General features: G+C 36.8%; 18 protein-coding genes. 9 read left to right on the top strand and 9 right to left on the bottom strand.

Features of this window, described 5'->3' with window-relative positions; genetic code table 11:
* Positions 1-192: 192 nt before the first annotated feature.
* The 5 genes from tkt to BN1068_RS04380 all read right to left on the bottom strand — a co-directional run bounded on the left by tkt (position 193) and on the right by BN1068_RS04380 (position 7,593).
* Entirely contained in the window at positions 193-2,193 is a 2,001-nt protein-coding gene (gene tkt / locus BN1068_RS04400) for a transketolase (protein ID WP_077601626.1), read from the bottom strand.
* Between the two features lie 18 nt (positions 2,194-2,211).
* Positions 2,212-3,486, bottom strand: coding sequence for a PTS ascorbate transporter subunit IIC (locus tag BN1068_RS04395; protein ID WP_077601625.1), 1,275 nt, complete (start codon positions 3,484-3,486; stop codon positions 2,212-2,214).
* A gap of 21 nt (positions 3,487-3,507) precedes the next feature.
* Positions 3,508-3,789, bottom strand: coding sequence for a PTS sugar transporter subunit IIB (locus BN1068_RS04390; protein ID WP_077601624.1), 282 nt, complete (start codon positions 3,787-3,789; stop codon positions 3,508-3,510).
* Positions 3,789-5,843, bottom strand: a complete 2,055-nt coding sequence (locus BN1068_RS04385) for a BglG family transcription antiterminator (protein WP_077601623.1) — start codon at positions 5,841-5,843, stop codon at positions 3,789-3,791. The genes BN1068_RS04390 and BN1068_RS04385 overlap by 1 nt, the downstream gene beginning before the upstream one ends.
* Before the next feature lie 337 nt (positions 5,844-6,180).
* The gene (locus tag BN1068_RS04380; protein ID WP_077601622.1) at positions 6,181-7,593 is read right to left on the bottom strand and encodes a M24 family metallopeptidase; all 1,413 of its coding nucleotides are present in this window, start codon (positions 7,591-7,593) and stop codon (positions 6,181-6,183) included.
* Positions 7,594-8,305: 712 nt separating this feature from the next.
* Between BN1068_RS04380 and BN1068_RS04375 the strand changes: the two genes are divergently transcribed.
* Entirely contained in the window at positions 8,306-9,040 is a 735-nt protein-coding gene (locus tag BN1068_RS04375) for a sunset domain-containing protein (RefSeq protein ID WP_077601621.1), read from the top strand.
* Positions 9,041-9,357: 317 nt separating this feature from the next.
* Here the strand turns inward: BN1068_RS04375 and BN1068_RS04370 are convergent, their stop codons facing one another.
* Positions 9,358-10,146: an SDR family oxidoreductase gene (locus BN1068_RS04370; RefSeq protein ID WP_077601620.1), complete on the bottom strand. Its 789-nt coding sequence runs from the start codon at positions 10,144-10,146 to the stop codon at positions 9,358-9,360.
* Between the two features lie 51 nt (positions 10,147-10,197).
* Positions 10,198-11,502 (bottom strand): acetamidase/formamidase family protein, encoded by a 1,305-nt coding sequence (locus BN1068_RS04365; protein ID WP_077601619.1) that lies wholly within the window; start codon positions 11,500-11,502, stop codon positions 10,198-10,200.
* 264 nt (positions 11,503-11,766) lie between these two features.
* On the opposite strand from BN1068_RS04365, the gene BN1068_RS04360 reads away from it, so the two are divergent.
* From BN1068_RS04360 to BN1068_RS04340, 5 genes are read left to right on the top strand one after another with little or no spacing between them, the layout of a single operon-like run.
* Positions 11,767-13,737: a BglG family transcription antiterminator gene (locus BN1068_RS04360; protein WP_077601618.1), complete on the top strand. Its 1,971-nt coding sequence runs from the start codon at positions 11,767-11,769 to the stop codon at positions 13,735-13,737.
* A 15-nt stretch (positions 13,738-13,752) separates the two neighbouring features.
* Positions 13,753-14,226, top strand: coding sequence for a PTS sugar transporter subunit IIA (locus tag BN1068_RS04355; protein ID WP_077601617.1), 474 nt, complete (start codon positions 13,753-13,755; stop codon positions 14,224-14,226).
* A gap of 2 nt (positions 14,227-14,228) precedes the next feature.
* Entirely contained in the window at positions 14,229-14,534 is a 306-nt protein-coding gene (locus BN1068_RS04350; RefSeq protein ID WP_077601616.1) for a PTS fructose transporter subunit IIB, read from the top strand.
* Positions 14,535-14,553: 19 nt separating this feature from the next.
* Positions 14,554-15,564, top strand: a complete 1,011-nt coding sequence (locus BN1068_RS04345; RefSeq protein ID WP_139344721.1) for a PTS fructose transporter subunit IIC — start codon at positions 14,554-14,556, stop codon at positions 15,562-15,564.
* 19 nt (positions 15,565-15,583) lie between these two features.
* A complete protein-coding gene (locus BN1068_RS04340) occupies positions 15,584-16,765 on the top strand; it encodes a MalY/PatB family protein (RefSeq protein WP_077601614.1) in 1,182 nt (393 codons plus the stop codon).
* Positions 16,766-16,916: 151 nt separating this feature from the next.
* Here BN1068_RS04340 and BN1068_RS04335 read toward each other — a convergent pair whose 3' ends face one another.
* Both BN1068_RS04335 and BN1068_RS04330 read right to left on the bottom strand, forming a co-directional pair.
* A complete protein-coding gene (locus BN1068_RS04335; protein WP_077601613.1) occupies positions 16,917-17,135 on the bottom strand; it encodes a hypothetical protein in 219 nt (72 codons plus the stop codon).
* Positions 17,136-17,174: 39 nt separating this feature from the next.
* Positions 17,175-17,393 (bottom strand): hypothetical protein, encoded by a 219-nt coding sequence (locus BN1068_RS04330; protein WP_077601612.1) that lies wholly within the window; start codon positions 17,391-17,393, stop codon positions 17,175-17,177.
* A 137-nt stretch (positions 17,394-17,530) separates the two neighbouring features.
* Between BN1068_RS04330 and murQ the strand changes: the two genes are divergently transcribed.
* From murQ to BN1068_RS04315, 3 genes are read left to right on the top strand one after another with little or no spacing between them, the layout of a single operon-like run.
* Complete coding sequence (murQ, locus tag BN1068_RS04325; protein WP_077601611.1) at positions 17,531-18,418, top strand: N-acetylmuramic acid 6-phosphate etherase; 888 nt, start codon at positions 17,531-17,533, stop codon at positions 18,416-18,418.
* Positions 18,419-18,420: 2 nt separating this feature from the next.
* Positions 18,421-18,798: a PTS sugar transporter subunit IIA gene (locus BN1068_RS04320; protein ID WP_077601610.1), complete on the top strand. Its 378-nt coding sequence runs from the start codon at positions 18,421-18,423 to the stop codon at positions 18,796-18,798.
* A gap of 58 nt (positions 18,799-18,856) precedes the next feature.
* Positions 18,857-19,324, top strand: coding sequence for a PTS sugar transporter subunit IIB (locus BN1068_RS04315; protein ID WP_077601609.1), 468 nt, complete (start codon positions 18,857-18,859; stop codon positions 19,322-19,324).
* Positions 19,325-19,330 lie beyond the last annotated feature (6 nt).

Here is a 19,330-nt window from a genome sequence, read left to right as displayed (position 1 = left end):
TTATGTTGTTTCATCAATTCTAGAATAATTGCTTTATTGGTTAAGAAAGGAATTTGCTCAAATATACTCCTTCCAGCTTGTGGTACCCTGATATTTATATTAAGTATACAAAATAATGGATGAAGTTCCTAAAAAGGACTTCATCCATTATTTTCGGTTTATTATATATTCCATACAAACTCAATTAATCTCTTACCTACTATTTTTCTCATCCAGCCTTTTAAATCTATCAGCAATATTTTCAGGATAGAAGCCAAGTTTATTAGCTAATTCTTGTCCATCTCCAGACTCCCCAAAATGATGAATGGTCAACATATCTCCATCAGCTCCGACAAATTCTCTCCAGCCGATAGATGAACCCATCTCCACCGCTAAAATATTCTTAATCTCCTTAGGAAGAATTTCATTTTTATAAGCATCATCCTGTTTTGAAAACAGCTCCCAGCTTGGCATACTAATAACATCAACATATACTTCTTCTCTCTCTAAAATTGTTTGCGCTTTTATTGCCAGTTCTACTTCAGAACCAGTTGCGATAATTTTACCAGCCGCTTTTCCATTACCTTTGGATATAATATAAGCTCCTTTTTTCACACCTTCTTTATCCGCAGTTTCTAATACAGGTACATCATGTCTGCCAAGAACAATCGCAGTCGGGGTCTGCTTAGCTTGAATTGCAATTTCCCAGGCAGCCGCAGTTTCATTAGCATCTGCCGGTCTAATTACATTTAGGTTCGGCATTGCTCTTAATGAAGCCAGGTGCTCTACCGGCTGATGGGTAGGCCCATCCTGCCCTAGCATGATACTGTCATGCGTAAAAATATATATCAATGGCTTATTCATTATCGAAGACATCCGTATAGCTGAACGCATATAGTCAGAGAAAACCAGGAATGTACCAGTGTAAGGTTTAAGCCCTCCATGTAATGCCAATCCATTAGCAATCGAAGCCATACCAAATTCACGAACACCATAATTTATATTTCTTCCACTATAATTATTTTTGCTTATAAACTTACTTCCATTAATGGTTGTCTTATTGGAGGAAGCTAAATCGGCAGAGCCTCCTATTAATGGTATTTTATCAGCAATCGCGTTCAATACTTCTCCAGATGCGGAACGGGTTGCTACTTTTTCTTTTTCAAAGTTTATATTTATTTCCTCTGTTTCAAAGTTATTTTCCATTGACGCCAGAAATTCTTTAGACAGCTCCGGATATTCTTTTTGATACGCTTCTAATAAATTCTCCCATTCGTTTTCACTTGCTTTTCCATTCTCACGGATAGTAGAGAAATCTTTTTTTACTTCATCCGGAATATAAAAGTCTTCCGTGAAATCCCATCCATATGCTTTTCTGATTAAATCGGACTCCTCTGGACCAACAGGATTACTGTGAATAGCTGCTGTTCCACTTTTATTGGGAGAGCCAAACCCGATGATTGTTTTTACTTCAATTAATGTTGGTTTATTTTTCTCCTCTTTACTCGCCTGTATAGCTTTTTCGATTTCATTTATGTCATTTCCATCCTCTACGCGAATGACCTGCCATCCCATTGATTCATACTTTTTTTGGACATCCTCTGAATTGGTATCACTGAGATCACCATCGGAACACACATCATTAGAATCATATAATACAATTAATTTCCCCAATCCTAAGTGTCCTGCCAGAGATACGGATTCCTGGGCTACACCTTCCATTAAGTCTCCATCACCACATATCGTATACGTGTAATGATCAACAATATCAAAATCCGGTTTATTATATTTCTCTGCCAAATGCGCCTCAGCAAGTGCCAGACCGATTGTCATAGCAAGTCCTTGTCCCAATGGCCCTGTGGTAGCTTCTACCCCGGGAGTTATATCTACCTCTGGATGCCCTGGAGTGACACTTCCCAGTTTTCTAAAGCTTTTTAGATCATCAATTGAGACCTGATATCCACTTAAATGCAGTAATGTATATAATAAAATGGAGCCATGGCCAGAAGTTAATACAAATCTGTCGCGATTATACCAGTGCGGATTTTCCGGGTTGTGCTTCATCACATTTTTAAAGAGTGTATATCCCATTGGCGCTGCCCCCAAAGGCATTCCTAAATGACCATGATTAGCATTCTCTACACTATCAATCGCCAATGTTCTAATTGTAGCAACGGATAAATCTGATATCTTTTCTATTGTCTGTGTTCTCATTTATATCATCCTTTCAGTTTATAGCAAACCTAATATTAATTTTCCAATGTAATAGACTAATAATCCGACAATGGTAAAGTCTGTCTCTGGAAAAGCAGTTCCTACCAGACCGATATTCGCCATGATTGGATAGATTATTGCTGGTCCAATCGCAATCAGAATACCCACAACAAAGCTTCCTGCCATGGCGCCCTTCCAGCCTCCAGTTGCATTACCGAATACGCCAGCTGTCGCTCCTATGAAAAAGTATGGAACAGCAACAGGGATAATGACGGACATTTCGAGAATACCAAACAAAAACATGCATAATAGTCCACCTGCATAAGCAGATAAAAAGCCTATAACAGTTGCAGTTGGGGCGAATGGAAATACAACTGGACAGTCCAGTGCCGGTTTTGCATTTGGTATCAATTTTTCAGAAATACCTACAAACGCATTCACTATCTCCCCTAACAGCATCCTTACACCAGTAATAATTACATACAGTGCAGCAGCGAACGTCAGCCCCTGGATTAACGGATATACCAGCCAATTGGTTCCTTCTGAAATAGTCTCAACAAATTGTGGCCCAGCGGCAAATGTTGCTACGTAAAAGAATATAATGATGGTGATACTGACACCGACGACATAGTCTTTAAACATAGAAAGCCATTTTGGCAGTTTTAAATTTTCTGTTGTATCCTCTGGTTTACCAACCTTAGATCCTACCCATCCCGAAATGGCGTAACCTACACTCACATAATGACCCAAAGCAATTTCATCATCGCCTGTAATTTTTCTCATATACGGCTGTGCAATAGCCGGGAATAAGCAGGCTGCCAGTCCCAAAATAATTCCTCCAACCGCAACAATTGTAAAATTACTTGCATCTAATGCTTTTAAGATAACCGTAAGCAATGCTGCAAAATAAAGGTTATGCTGCCCTGTCAGAAATATATATTTAAATGGGGTAATCCTCGCAAATAATAAATTGAACAGGAATCCAAACAGCATAACAAGCGATACGACCGTTCCAAACCTGTCCTGTGCTAAAGCTGTAACTGCTTCAGCTAATGGCAAAACACCATCCAGACCAAACCCTTCACCAAAAAGAGCCTGGAAACTATCCAGAGATAAAACCGCTGCTCCTGAACCAATTGAAAATATCAGGAAGCCTACAATCGTTTTCAAAGTCCCAGTTAACGTTTCATCAAACGGCTTCTTTTGCAGAACAAGCCCTATAAAAGCCATTAACCCTACAAGAATTGCTGCAGTACCTAATAAATCAATGGCAAACGCCCTTAAAAGTTCCACTACGATTCACCCTCTCTTGAGTTACTCTTTTACTTCTTCCAGATACTTCTCAATTTTGCTTTTTATTTCTTCCTTATTCATTAAATTTTTAATTCCGATAACATATTTAACTTTGTCTTCTACATCTGGTACTAAATCCTCCAGAGTTATCAATAAGTCTCCCGAAAACTGACTAACTGCGCTCATCGTGTCATGGGTGACGTTAAATGGAAAATTGTTTTCCTTTACTACCTGACTCACCTTTATTTTCAACATCGTACTGCTTCCCATCCCTGTTCGGCACGCTACTAATATTTCTCTCATTACATTTCCAGCTCCTTTTCACATTTCTTTATAAAATCAACAACTTCTTTGGAATCAATAGAACGATCCAACTTACTGTAAAACTCTTTCTTATCCAACAACTGAACCAGATTCGACATAGCTCTTAAATGCGTAGAGTTATCGACGGCACATAAACAAAATACATATTTTACGGGGTCATTTTCTTTGTTTCCAAATTTGATCGGCTTGGATAAAGTAATCATACTGATAGCCAGATCCTTCACCCCTTCTTCTGGTCTTGCATGTGGTAAAGCTACATTTTTTGTAATAACAATATATGATCCATTTCCTTCCGCTGAATCAATCATTGCTTGCACATAATTAGCAGATGCTTTATTATTGGCAATCAAAAGTTCGCCGCCTTTTCTAATCGCATCTCTCCAGTCAGTAGCTTCAATATTCAACTGAATGAGTGGTTCAGTCATAATATCGCTCAACATCGGAAGTCTCCTTTTCTTATCAAAGATTAAATAATTTGCAGTGATATTACTTAATGCTTTATTCAGGTTTAATGGATCCTTAATCTCACTGTAATTACTAATAATTTTGGTCAGTTCTTTAACAATGGAACTATTATCAATACAAACACTTTTATTGCTCCACCTGTAGAAATTTTTTACCAGATTTTCTTTTTCAATATCCGTCATCACGGGACTCGCGATAAAAACCGGCTTGGAGCTTTTTATTAGCCTTGTAGAAAAAATAACATCTACACTATCGCTAATAGTTTCCAGCTCATTAAGTGAAAATGGTTGAAGAAACTTAATTTCAGGAAAGAGAGTAGTCAGCTCATTATAGAGAATCAGCGATAACCCTGTTCCGTTTGGGCATACAACCGCTGCTGTATACGCATATATTTTTTTCGTTTTCTTATCTTTCATCAGTGTTGCGAAATGTATCGTTAAATAGGCTATTTCATCGTCAGATACTATTTTTCCATTGGGCAGATAAGAAGATTCAAATAAATCTTTTAATATTTTGAATAAAAAACTATACTGCTCTTGAATTTTTTTCTTTAATGGATTGATTATCGGGTATTGAAATAAGATACGATAATACGCCGGTCGTAAATGATAATAAATCTGTTTGAAGGCGCTTTCTTTATCTCCAATATCTATTCCATAAATTGTTTCCAATTTAGTGATAATCTCAAATAAAAAATCCTTCAGCAAATAGTAATCGTTCGTTTTTTGACTTATTTTAACGGAAGAAAAAGATAGTATTAAGGATGTAAGAAATGCTGCATAATCCTCTTGGTTCTCATGAATAAAGCTCAGATTGGATAAAATCTCCCGGGCAATTTTATATTCATTATAACGATGAAATTCAAATTGGTTATCCATTTCAATCCACTTTTGCGTATTATTTTTTCTAATAAAAACAAAAGCAATGATATAGCATATTTCCAAAAAATTATTGTCAGACAGAATGATTTGATGCTCTTGAAAATACCTGCCGCAAACACAAGTAATCTCTTCAAATATCTCCTCGTCCAAAACAAAGTCCAGAAGTTCTCTATTCGTCCCTTTGAAAATAATTTCTACAATGAACATGATAAGAACATTTCGTATATCTTGTTCATTTCCTTTAATGTAATAACCATTTTTTCTGGAATAGGAAATCTCCAAAAAATATTCTTTCAGGTTAGCGGATAATTTTTTGAGATCATCATTTACTGTACCTCTGCTTACATCCACGACGTCTATTAAATGTTGCAGAGAAATTTCTTCATTTTGCATGAATAAATAGAAAAAAATGATACATTTTCTTTCTTCTTCATTTAAAGTGCCTTTTATATCCTTTTTCTCTAAAATGCTCAATATTTCATTCGCATCTCCAGGAAAACTCAAGCCTTTGTACTGATCCTTCTTGATTTCTTGTAAATTATTCGTTTTCAGCCAATAATTGATTTTCTCTAAATCATAAGCAATTTTCCTCCTTGTCAATGAGGTTCTTAATTCCAGTTCTTTAATTGTAATCTTAGGGTTGCCTAAAATGGTTTCCATAATGTCAATTGACCTTCGCTCGAGCATTAAGCATCCCTCCTAATTTCATGTTATTATCAACCGCTTTCATTTACAATTACATTTCCGTTCAATGTTTGTACGCATGATGAACAAAAACTATATTTATTAAATGACATAATTCATAATGAAGAACGTTATTAAGGGAAATGAAATAGCCTGAGACCGTTAGAATGAATCTATCGGTTTCAGGCTATTTCGTAAGTTTTTTTGTTTACATTACTTCTTTCAAAAAAATTCTTATCATATTTGTTACTTACTTTATAATTACAGCTAACCTTTAGGTGGCTATCTATTCTGCTCTTCTGCACTTAGGTATTTCGCATAAATTATTGATTGTTCAACTTCATCTGCTATGGTCATAATAAAACGCAAGCCTTTTATTCAAAAGATACGGGCGCAGGTAAGCAACCGTACTGCATAACGGTAAAACATTTTCGCTTAGATTGATTCCAAGCATCTCTTTTATATACTTTTGTCTTTTAATAATTCTTTCCCAAAGCGCTGGATATTCGGCTCTAATCTCCTGCTTTAATGCCTCATCAGCCAGAGCTACGGTGCTTTCTACCGAGACCCCGTCATACCCCGCAACACGAGGGATAATATCTGTCTGAAAAATCATTCCGCTTTTGATTAATTCATCTGAATTCTTATAAATTGGTGATGATAGCCATTCTTCATCTGCTGTCAAATGCCCCGGGCATAATCCCCAATGATATTCTTCCTGCGGCAATACCTGATTAACCAAATTGTACAAATCTCCACCTGTCATCCCGACTTGAATATTCTCAAGCCAGGCTGTAATTGCGGTATAATATGGCGCTGCCAAGTCTTCCACATAATCTTTTTTGCTATCTGAAAGTTCAGAGCGCTCCATTACAGCATACCCGGATCTGCTTGATAATCCACCTTTGTATCCTACTGTTAAAGAGATTGCATCTCCTAACTTTACCTTTTCTGGAGTTGGATATAGATTACCGTTTTCAAATCTTTTACCTGTTGATGCGATTGTTACGACATTATTTCTTTGACCGTAAGATTGGAGTTCATTTCCTAATTGCATCTCGGAAATACCAAGTTCCAGTTTGTCCATTGTTCGTAAAACACAATCTGAGGCCAGTGATGCTCCAAATTCATAATGCGCAATTTCATTTGCGCTATTCACTCTTCGCACGCCACGTTCCCCGGCAATGAAGATATCTGTTTTATTAGTGATGGAGCCTTCCTTTTCAATAATTTCCCGTACTGCATCTACAATAAAAGAAGGAATATCAAATAGAGTTTGGTTATCCTCGACGCTGCTGGTAAAATGCTTCCACCCTGCCATTCCAATTTTCATTGCCTTCTTCATTCCAGCTTCCTGAAGAGCACTTGAAATGGTATTGTGAGGTTCCATTGGCTGATTAGGCAATGAAAAGTGCGGACAGTGAATTCCATGTGCCGGAATTCTTGAATATTCTACTTTATTATAGTTTTCATTTCCCAAAACCAGAAAAGCATCTCCGTTAGAATGAAGGACTAATAAAGCCTCTTCAAATCTGGGAATAAAACCAACTAAATATTCAAAATTCCCTCCATGTTCCACATCCGCATAAATCAGTAGTGCATCCAATTCATCCCGCCGCATCTCTTGTAAAACCTTTTCTCTTCGCTGTTGCATCGTCTTATCATCTATCATTATCGGTGTTTCTGTGCAATCAGGAGCGGGAGCATCCATTTCTATCAATTGCGCATTTTTATAATTATATTGCTGTGTCATATTCCTTGCCTCCAATTTATATGTGTTTCCAATTATTCTACTTGATAATTGGAGAAATAGACACTTATTCTATTAATCTTTTAAAAATGAAGATTTTCTTATTCTTTAACAGCATATTCAGTGTTTCTTAAATATTATATAGGGTACATAACATCCACCTGAAACAAGTAGAGTTATCAAAACAATGAACTTCAACAATATCCTTTTTCCTCCACAGTTTCAGTCATTACTTTTACCGAGTATTTATAACCTTTGTCATTCATTTACTTTTGTTGAATGACAAACCAGCTAAGAATTATTATCTTCCTAATTGCATGACGGTCCATTGTTCTATTAAATTAAGAAAATTTTACAAAAACATTACTAATATGTTACATTATTTATAGTAGTTACTATTTGATAGAAAATATTATAAAGTGAGTATTGCTTTATAACTTATGCTTTTCAAATACATATTTAAGGGAGGAAGTGAAAAGAAAGCGTTTAACGTCAGCTGCTTTTTGTTCCTTTTATTTTGATACAACTTTAACGATATAATTCTTCTTATACACTAAATAACATATCAAGCTACATTTATTTTTTTATTAGTGTATAAGCGCAGCTGCACTTAAAAGTATATATTAGTCGGTAAATACTACTAGGCCGGAAACCGCTTGCCAATAGTCAAAACATTACATATTAAATACACTGAACATTTAATGGAGGTATAACAATGGATACTCTAATCGTATTATCAATGATTTTTGTATTATCAGGCTTAACCATCTATACTTTATCGCATCCGCCATCCAAAGGGAAAATGAAGAAAAAGTATCTCCCCGTATTAGCGTTAGCTATGCTTCTCACTGTTTTAAGCGGGTGTGGTACTGAAGGTACTGATAATGCTGCGGATTTAGACAAAGAAATAGAAAAGAATGAAGAATTAACTGCTGAAATCAAGGAATTAGAAAATGCTAATTCCACCCTTCAAGAAGAATATGATGACTTACAAAGTCAGGTTGACGAATTAAAAGAGGAAAATGAAAAATTAGAAGATTACGAGGAAATTAAAGAAGAAAATGAAACTCTGTCTGAGGAAATTACTGTATTAAAAGAAGAAAACGAAAAATTAGAAGATTATGAGGCAGTTAAGGAAGAAAATGAATCACTCTCCGAGGAAATTACTGCATTAAAAGAAAGCAATAGTGAATTACAGCAGCAACTGGAAGCAAGCCAAGATGCTGACAGTTCCAGTAACTCCACTGCCGATGCTTCAGACACCTCTGAAGAAGACTCTGCTGATACCAGTACATCAGCAGTTGAAGGTGATTGTAACATAAAAGGAAGTACATCCGGAATCTATCATACTCCTGGCAGCACCTACTATGATCGAACAACAAATGTTGTTGATTGGTTTTGTTCGGAATCAGAAGCTCAAGAAGCTGGATATAGAGCACCAAAAAGATAAAGTGAAACTTCACTCAGTGGGGATTTTATTTTCTTCCCCACTGAGTGGTTAAATTTGCGATGTCATGTCACAACGCCTTTGTAGCCTATAGCTAGTTGCTCTGCAATAAATTTAATAAAGTAAATCTGAGATATGAAAGCTTCGTAATAATTGACTTAATTTCACATCAAGTAAAAACACCTCTCCTTTTTGGTATAGTTGATTTATCTGAAATCATAGCCAAAACAGAAGAGGTGTATTTTATTATAAAAGCAATTAATGGTCTAAATAAATCCAATCACTATCCAATCTCCTTGTCCACCAGTAACAACAAGCCATCAATTCAACACATAACCAGCATCCACATATAAATTCTGCCCTGTAACATTTTTTGCATAATCCGAACAAAAGAATACGCAGGATTTTGCTACATCATCATCTGTCGGGAAGCGGCGGAGAGCCATTTTATCTTTCACCGGTTTTGTTACTTCATCTAATGTAAGACCGTATTGATCTGCCTGTGCCTGAAAAGCCGATTCCAATACAGGGCCCCATTTGAATCCCGGTGCAACATTATTTACTCTGATACCTAAAGGTCCCAGCTCTTTCGATAAATAATGCGTTGCTGTTCTCAATGCCCCTTTCCCGATACCATAACTCATTTGTAAAAAATCTTCGCTTGGGATGGCAGCAGAAGCAGAACCAATAAATACTACTGCCCCGCCCTCATCTTTTTTCAAGTAAGGAACGGCTTCTTGTACTAATTGTAATGTACCTTTAATATTTATATCCGATACTTTATCCCAATCTGCTAAATTGTTATCCAATAATCCACCCATTGTATTATCATAGGCAGCAACCTGGATTACTCCATCAAGGCGGTTAAATTTTTCATATCCCGCTTTTATTAGATTTGCGTTACTCTGCTTATCTGCTAAATTAAGATGCTGTGCAAAAGTTCGCTTTCCTGATGGATCAAGTTCTTGCTGTATTTCCACCAATTGATCCTCCATTAAATCTCCCATAATAACAGATCCACCCTCATCAAGAATGTTTCTGGCAACATCCCTTCCCAATCCACGGCCAACACCAGCGACTAAAATTACTTTGTCATTAAGTAATCCCATTACTATCCCACCTTTTTAAATGTATTATTATGGATTCGCTTATACATCAATCTATAAATGATAATGTTTTATAGCAATTTCACTCAGCCCTGCATCTTCAAGTGTAGACAGCGGAGCCAGAAACGTAACTGTCACAACTCCCGGGTTGCGTCCAATATCAACAGCCCCCGTAACAGTCGCGCGGTTCATGACTTCTGGAACGCTCATTCCAAGTACGGAAGCTGCGCGCTGTAAACCATTATCCGTCGCTTCATTTAAATCTGCACCTGTTCCAATAAATGATACAGGAGCAGTCTCCTCAATTTCCTCAAAACCATGTGCTTTAGCAACTTTTAAAGCTTTCGACTTTTCATCCGCAGGTAGCGGCTTCGCATTATATGGAAGATCCTCCTCAACAGGGAGTAAAATAGGGCCGTCAAGCTTGATTCCTTTTAGCAAGTCTACTTTTAAAGTAGCAATTCCAGAAACATCCGCTGTATGTCCGGCAATTTCGCCATTTCCCTGCATCGCATGCATATCTCCAAGATAAATGCCGCCCCCTTTTGTTTTTACAGGGCAAATTAAAACTGCTCCTTCCCGAACCCGATTAATATCCATATGGCCATCTGTACGCTCTTCCAGCTGTTCCTTCGTTATACCGTAATCGTGGGGAGCGTCCAGCAGGAATTGACCGAAGTCTCCAGCATTATGAGAATCCGGCATAGCTCTAGCAGGTGTTGTTCCAATTTGTCCTAAAAAAGGACGTACCCTGGCGACCATGCCCACAATGTCATGAGGAGTCACAGATACGATTGGATTTTGCACGGAATGCTCAGGTGTGCACATGTTTTTACGACCTTCTTTTCCTGCTTTTTCAGCTGCTTCTTTCGGCAGAGTAACTCCTATTGTTCTATCATCATCAAAAGCAATGGTGTATCCGTTCGTGAACTGAAAAGGAGTAACTGCTGTTCCGCAATTTGAGCACCGGACTGCTTCTGACCCGACATCTGCTATAATCGTATCCGGGTTCACAGTTCCACATTCAGGGCATTTTGCGTCTACAAATGGGTCAGAAATAAAATGGCCTTCCACAGTGCGGTCATTACCCGATGCAGTAACCATAGACGTCACTTGAATAGAAGAAATTTGAATAGCAACTGCATCACCAACCTCTGCTCCTTCCACATAAACCGGCTGTGTCACTTCATGTCCGCCTTGAAGAGATGGTGTAATCATCGGCCCCCAGCATCCGGGTGCTGTATTAGCGATAATATACCCGCCGTCCTTTACGGGTCCAAGCATTGCTTTTTCTGGATCCAGTATTCCATCCGTAAACGTGTTCACATAGACAATCTGCTTTGCTTGTTCATTTTTCATTTTTGATCTCCTCCTTAATTATATTGTAAGCCTTTTCATTAACTTGCACAAAGGAATAACCTTAACATTGAATAACTTCATATTACTATAACTCGGTTAACTATATTGTATAATAAATTCGTAATCGGGTTTGTTAAAGTCTCTGCTTCTTTATCTTCCCTCCATTCCTTCCTCTTTAAGTAACTCATTTCCTCTACCTAACGGAAAAAGACTCCCTGTGCACCTTTGGATTCATTAACTAAAATAAAATTAGGGGGATACAAAATGTCCTTATATTTAACCTTAAGAATGGCAGAAATAATTAAGATACTCTCTTCAACAAATGAATTTATCACAAGTGATAAGCTCGCCTTAAAATTGGGGGTGACGTCAAGAACGATACGTGAAGATATCAAAACAATAAATTATAAAATGAAAGAATTCAAGACAGAAATTGTATCCAAAAAGAGTAAAGGCTATAAAATAACTGCGGAATCGGAAGACCAGCTTAAAAAATTGCTTTATAAAGTGGAAGCAGAAAATTCTCTATTTAATAATACGTCCGTCACTGTCACACCTGAAGATAGAGTACAATTCATCATTAAAAGACTTTTATATTCTAATAAGAGCATAAAAATTGAATCATTTATGAATGAGTTGTACGTAAGTGAATCAACGATTAAGAATGACTTGAAGAGAATAAAACAGGTTTTAAATAGCTATAACATTAAAATAGTTAAAGACCATCAGGGAATTAGAGCAGATGGAAATGAAGTTAATAAACGATTCTGCATTTCTGATTACTTTATACACAGCGAAGAATTTGATAACCGTTTGATTCTTAAACTCGTCAATAGCTTTGGTTATTACTTCTTTGAGGATGATATAAATAAAATTAAAAAAATAATCCTTGATGAATTAAATAGAAATGATATGGAGGTAATGGATGATACTTTAAATAAAATCGTCATCCATATCATGATCGCTATCGGCAGGATTAAAAGCGGCCAGCATATTAGCTCTATCAACCATATAGAGTTTCTCAAAAAGGAGAATGAATACAGAATAGCCGAAAAAATTAATAAATCTATTGAAACACTTTATGATATCCAGAATCCTGAACAGGAAATTGAGTATGTTGCTTTACATTTAGTTGGCAATAGATTAGGTAAAAAAGGAGAAATATCTTTACCAAATCTGAAATTATATTTAGGCAAAGAAATCTTCCAATTAACAATGGAGATTATGGAACAAACGAAAATTGGCTTGAAAGGCCTGCATATCGATAAGGATGAAGAATTGTTCTATAGTCTCGGTCTGCACTTGAAACAATTAGTAACCAGACTCACTTTTAATATGAATATCAGAAATCCGATGATTGATGAAATAAAAATTAAATATCCTCTTGCATTTGAAACAGGTGTTATTGCAGCACATTATGTGGAAAAAGCTACAGGTTTCCAGGTAAATCAAAATGAAATCGGTTTTTTAGCTTTACATTTGGGTGCAGCTATTGAAAGACAACGGATAAAATACGTATCCAAGAAGAAAATCGCGTTAGTATGTGCATCAGGGATGGCAACGTCAGAGCTGCTTCTAACAAAGCTGTCTCATGTTTTGGGTAACAGCTATAACCTTACTGGCGTATATGCCCTACATCAGCTGGATGAACTTTTAAAACAAAAACCCGATTTTATCTTGACGACTGTTCCCATTGAAAGGCATCTGGGAATACCGGTTGTACATGTGCCGTCTATTTTGGATGATAAAGATGTTATAAAAGTCCAGAATACATTAAAGAAAATGCAGAACAAAAATAATGTCATCCAACCATTTTTCCGTAGAGAATTGTTTTTCCGGAATTTAAAACCGGAAACAAAAATGGAGATGCTGGAAACGATGACAAAAGCGATGATTAACCAGGGTTATATAGAAAAAGAAATCCGGGATTCTATTATGGAACGTGAACGAATATCTCCAACCTCCATTGGAAATATGGTTGCCATTCCCCATCCGCTGCATATGATTTCCAACCAATCGTTTATCTGCACTGCAGTATTGGAGAAACCATTAATATGGTCAGAGACAGAGGAAGTCCAATTAGTGATGATCATCGTCTTGGAAAAAAGACTCCAGACAAAATTTCAGGGGATATTCGAATCTTTGTATGAAATTATTCAGTCACCTGATAATGTAAAAAAACTATGTTTATCTAAAAATTATGACGCATTCTTAGACATTATTGGGTCTATTTAGTTAGGAGAGTCATCTATGAATAAATCAGAATTAATAAATGACAGTTTAGTTGAGCTTAATGTCGAAGCACGATCAAAAGAAAAAGCTTTGAAAAAAGTTGCTGATCTTGTTTTGAAAGCTGGATGCGTAAAAAGTGCAGAAACTTATTACCACGGAATGATGGAAAGAGAAAAAAACTCAACAACGGGGTTTGGCAGCGGCATTGCAATCCCCCATGCAAAGATGGAAGAGGTGCTTAAACCCGCTATCTGCGTAATAACACTAAAAGATGCTGTTGATTGGAAAGCAATGGATGATAAACCAGTACACTTATTGATAGCATTAGCTGTTCCAACCGAACATGAAGGAAGCCTTCACTTGAAATTATTAGCTACGCTATCAGAGAACCTGATGGAAGAACATTTCGTCCATTCACTGCTTTCAGCAAAAACAAAACATGAAATTCTTTCAACAATTACGGATATTTTCACAGACAAAGGAGAGGTTTAATAATGAATATTTTAGCAGTAACTGCATGTCCAGCCGGGGTAGCGCATACGTATATGGCAAAAAAAGGATTAGAAAAAGCAGCCAAAAAGCTGGGCCACAAAATAAAAGTAGAAACGCAAGGATCCATGGGAATTGAAAATGAAATCACAGCAAAGGATTTAGAAAAAGCTGATTTAGTCATTTGGGCAATTGATACAAAGATCGAAAAAGCAAACAGGTTTGATGATAAAACCATCCACGAAGTTCCTGTTGCAGCAGCAGTTAAAAATGCTGCGAAGGTAATTGAAGATGCAATAGCAAAACGATAAAAAAACAGGAGTGAGACCTATGTGGAACACAGCTAAAAAACATTTGATGACAGGGGTTTCTTATATGATTCCTATTGTCGTCGCTGGCGGTATTTTACTTTCATTAGGGGTAATTATTGGGGAAGATACTGCTCTAGGCGAACAGTTATCTAACTATGGAGTATGGGCTTTAGGTTTGATGGTTCCAATGATTGCAGGTTATATTTCTTATTCCATTGCTGACAGGCCAGGAATTGCAGTTGGTTTAGCAAGCGGTGTGTTTGCATCTGAACTTGGTACTGGATATATCGGCGGTATTTTAGTCGGTTTCTTTGCAGGCTGGATCACCAACCAGTTGAAAAAAATACCGATGCATCCCAACATAGCAGTAATTAAGCCGATTATGATTATCCCAGTACTTGGTATTGGTGCTTCCGCCATTTTCATGTCGTTAATTTCCATGCCACTAGCCCCGGCAATGACTGGCTTGGAAAACTGGCTGAATTCAATGGAAGGCAATAATCTATTAATCTTAGGATTTATCATTGCAGCAATGATGGCATTTGATATGGGCGGTCCAGTTAATAAAATCGCTCTGGCATTCTGTTATGCTACACTGGCTGAAGGAATTTACGCCCCTATGGCAGCATGCTGGATTGGTATTATGGGGGCGCCGCTCGGGTTATCTTTAGCAACACTGCTCTTCCCTAATAAGTTCTCAAAATCCGAGAAAACCAACGCTATTCCAGCCGCCTTGATGGGAACATTAGGAATTACAGAAGGAGCAATTCCCTATGCAGTAGCTACGCCTCTAAAAGTAATCCCTGTTATTACAATTGGTTCTGGTATCGGTGGCGGTATTGCATTAGTACTTGGAGCTCAATCTCCAATCCCCGCAGCAATTGGGGTCTGGGGACTGCCATTTGTCAACGGTCCATTTATGCTATTAATTGGTCTGCTTATTGCCATAATCATTATCGCATTAGCAGTAGGATTCTTACGTAAGGAGAGCGATGTAGAAGAATCAGAAGATACAGGGCTATCGTTTTAATGAGCCAGGAGGTGCTTTTTTGACTATTCCATTTGATAAGGTCATTAATCGAAAAGGAACGTATAGCACGCAATGGGATTTCGCTAAAGATCGTTTCGGTAAAAGTGACGTTCTCCCTTTTTCCATATCAGATATGGATTTTCAATGTCCGCCTGAGATTTTACAGGCAATACAAGAATATGCAGCACATGGGATATTTGGCTATACAAGGTGGAATCATAATGCATATAAATCATCTATCACCTATTGGTACAAATCTCGTTTCACTGCCGATATTCCTGCTGATTGGATTGTTTATAGCCCAAGTGTTATTTATTCTATTTCCAAATTAATTGAAATTCTAACAGAGAAACACGATCAAATCATCCTACAGACTCCGGGATACGATGCTTTTTTCAAACAGCTGACTGCTTCTAATAGGGAGATGGTCAAGAATCCGCTGCTTTATAAAGATGGTTCGTACTCTATCGATTTTAATTTGTTAGAAAAGCAGCTCTCCAATTCCAAGGCAAAAGTGCTGCTTTTCTGTAATCCGCATAACCCTACCGGGAGAGTCTGGAATCATAATGAACTGCAGCATATTATTAAACTATGCGAAAAGTATCAAGTAAAAATTATTTCCGATGATATTCATATGGATATTGTTTATCGAAATCGCAGTTATATACCTATAACCAATATAACGAGTAATCCGGACAATATATTTATCTGTACCTCTGCCAGTAAAACATTTAATACGCCAAGCTTAGGCGGCTCATATACATTTATCCCGGATAAAAAAGCAAGAGATCAATTTTTGACCATCATGAAGCAGCGTGACGGCTTATCAAGTGCATTTATATTCGGCCTACTTTCTATTATCAAAGGATATAATCATTCTGCATATTGGGTTGATAATCTGGTGGACTACCTGTATGAAAATATGAACCTTGTATCTTCTTTTATCAAAAACCAGCTTCCAGATATAACATTTAAGATACCGGAATCCACATATCTTGCATGGATTGACTGCTCAAATCTGCAATCATCCGATGATGAAATACAGCATGCTTTAGTAAATACCGGGAATGTAGGAATTATGTCTGGCAGCGTCTATCATGTAAATAAAGGAAAGTTTCTGCGGATGAACGTTGGGTGTCCGCGCAGCAAAGTGATAGATGGGTTGGAAAGATTGGAGAAATCTATTAAAGTAGTTAAGTAGGTTAGAAATTTTACATTGCGTTTGCTTCAACAGGATTAGTTAAATAAAACTTGTAAGTCATGAGTTTCTTCCTTAACTGGAAACTCATGACTTTTATTATTTTAAGGACTATTTAAGAGAGAGAGACTATCGCAAGCATATCTATTAGCTGTTACAAGTTATGAACACTATAATCAACAAAAATATACCGAAACAGCAATTCCCTTGTAAACCCCCTTTCAATTCCAGGTTTAGATAAGAAATATTCTACAATTCCCTCTTTCGTAAGATCAACCTCTTTTAACCCACGATAAATCATAGATAAATAGGATTTAGGCGGGGTGGTAAAATTATGCGTTCCCATTACATCTGGACTTGTAAATGTAAACATTGGCGCACCATCTCCATACCAGCCTGCTTCCAGGTCAACCTAGCCTTTATCCATAATATCCTGGACATTGATATATAAAGCATCAGCATTATTTCCCTGTTCCACGTCTTCTCCCAATTGCTCATCTATGATTAGGTACTTTCTTGCATATGTCTTTATTTCTCTATCTGGTTCATGACCGATAATGGCAACACCGCCCTTCCATCGTTTACTTCTTTCCTCCTTAATTATATCGTAAACCCTTTCATCAACTTGCACAAAGGAAACAATCTCTTTTTTATATTATATAACGAGCTAAATTGCATAAAGTTTCATTAAAATTAAAATAAATATTGAAATTAAATTTCATAAATGCTATTCTATAAATAATAAAAATACAATAAGGAGGAGAAAAATTGGAACAGCTTTTAACAGAAAGACGCAATAACAGAACAAATAATCTCGATCAATGGAGTACGATTGAAATTATTCAATTCATGAATGAAGAAGAAAAAATAGTCGATCTTGCCATTGAGAACCAAGAAAAGAATATCGAAACTGTAATTACTGAAATTACGAAATGCCTTGAGCAAAAAGGCCGGCTAATTTATGTAGGCGCTGGAACGAGCGGCCGTCTTGGTGTTTTAGACGCAGCTGAATGTATTCCAACCTTTGGTGTATCTAAGGATCAGGTAATCGGAGTTTTAGCTGGAGGAAATAAAGCATTTGTCGAAGCAATAGAAGGAGTTGAGGATGACTTTAATCAAGGAAGCTCTGATTTGGAAGCGCTTAAAATATCCAACAAAGATATTGTTGTAGGAATTGCTGCAAGCGGACGCACACCTTATGTTTTAGGAGCTTTAAATTATGCGAAAGAAAAGAATGCGCAAACTGTAGCATTAGCATGTAATAAAGACTCGGAAATAGGCAAGTGTGCTCAACTGAAAATTGAGTTGGATGTTGGGCCGGAAGTACTTTCTGGTTCTACAAGATTGAAATCAGGGACAGCTCAGAAAAAAGTTTTAAATATGCTGTCTACCATTTCAATGATTCGTATTGGAAAAGTATATGAAAACTTGATGGTAGATGTAAAGGCTACCAATAAAAAATTAAAAAGAAGAGCTGAACATATTTTGAGCACAGTTGGAGAAATCCCCATGGAAGAAGCACAGCAAATCTTATTAAGAACAGATTATCAGTTGAAGCTGGCTATTATTATGGTTAAGAAAAACTTGGAAATGAAAGAAGCAAAACAGCTACTGGCTTCTAAAAATGAATTTCTAAGATTAGCATTGGAGGATTAAATATGAGGCAGGTTATTTTAGCAGGACATGGTGATGGATGTTTAGGAATGAAACAATCCACAGAAATGATCTTAGGAGAACAAACTCATTTACATGCTATAAATCTATACGCATCTGAAAGTGCACAAGATTACCATAAACGGCTTCATTCGCTGATAGATAAAGGCAGAGTGGATGGCGATAATGAGTTTTGGATATTAACAGATATTAAAGGTGGAACTCCAGGAAACGTAGCAACTCTAATAGGAAAACAAGAGGAAGGAGTTACGGTGATTTCAGGTTATCATCTGGCTATGATTATTACAGCATGCACAGATAGTCATATCACCGCTAACCATTTAATTGAAGAATCCAATAAAATGATTCAAAAAATAATTTAATATAGGATGTTCAAAATCTTCATTTTTTTGGACACATATAGAAAAAGGAGGAGCTCGAATGAGTATCGCAGTAACTAGAATAGATGAGAGATTAATCCATGGACAGGTAGCTTATTCATGGTCTGTTGCATATCAAGTGAATGAAATTGTGGTAGTGGATGATGTGCTGGTAAATGATGAAATGCAAAGAATGTTATTGGAAATGGCGGTTCCAGAGGGAAAGAAGTTTCAATTACTTTCTGTAGATGAGGCAAGTAATTATTTTAAATCAGAAAATAAATTAAATACATTCTTAGTAGTGAAAGGACCGCAGACTATCTTGGATTTAGCAAATCAAGGAGTTCATTTTAAGGAAATTAATGTAGGCGGAATGTATTTTAAAGAAGGAAAAGAAGAAGTCACGAAAACAGTCTATCTGAATGATGATGAAAAAAAGATTTTTCGAGATTTAGCTTCAAAGAATATTTATTTAGATGTACGCACAGCTCCCAGTGATAAGTCAATTGACTTAATAAGCAGAATTTAATGGAAG

This window comes from Oceanobacillus sojae (genome assembly GCF_900162665.1).
GTDB classification, from domain to species: domain Bacteria; phylum Bacillota; class Bacilli; order Bacillales; family Amphibacillaceae; genus Oceanobacillus; species Oceanobacillus sojae_A.
Note: the sequence above shows the minus strand (reverse complement) of the source record. Positions and strands in the feature narration are given on the sequence as shown.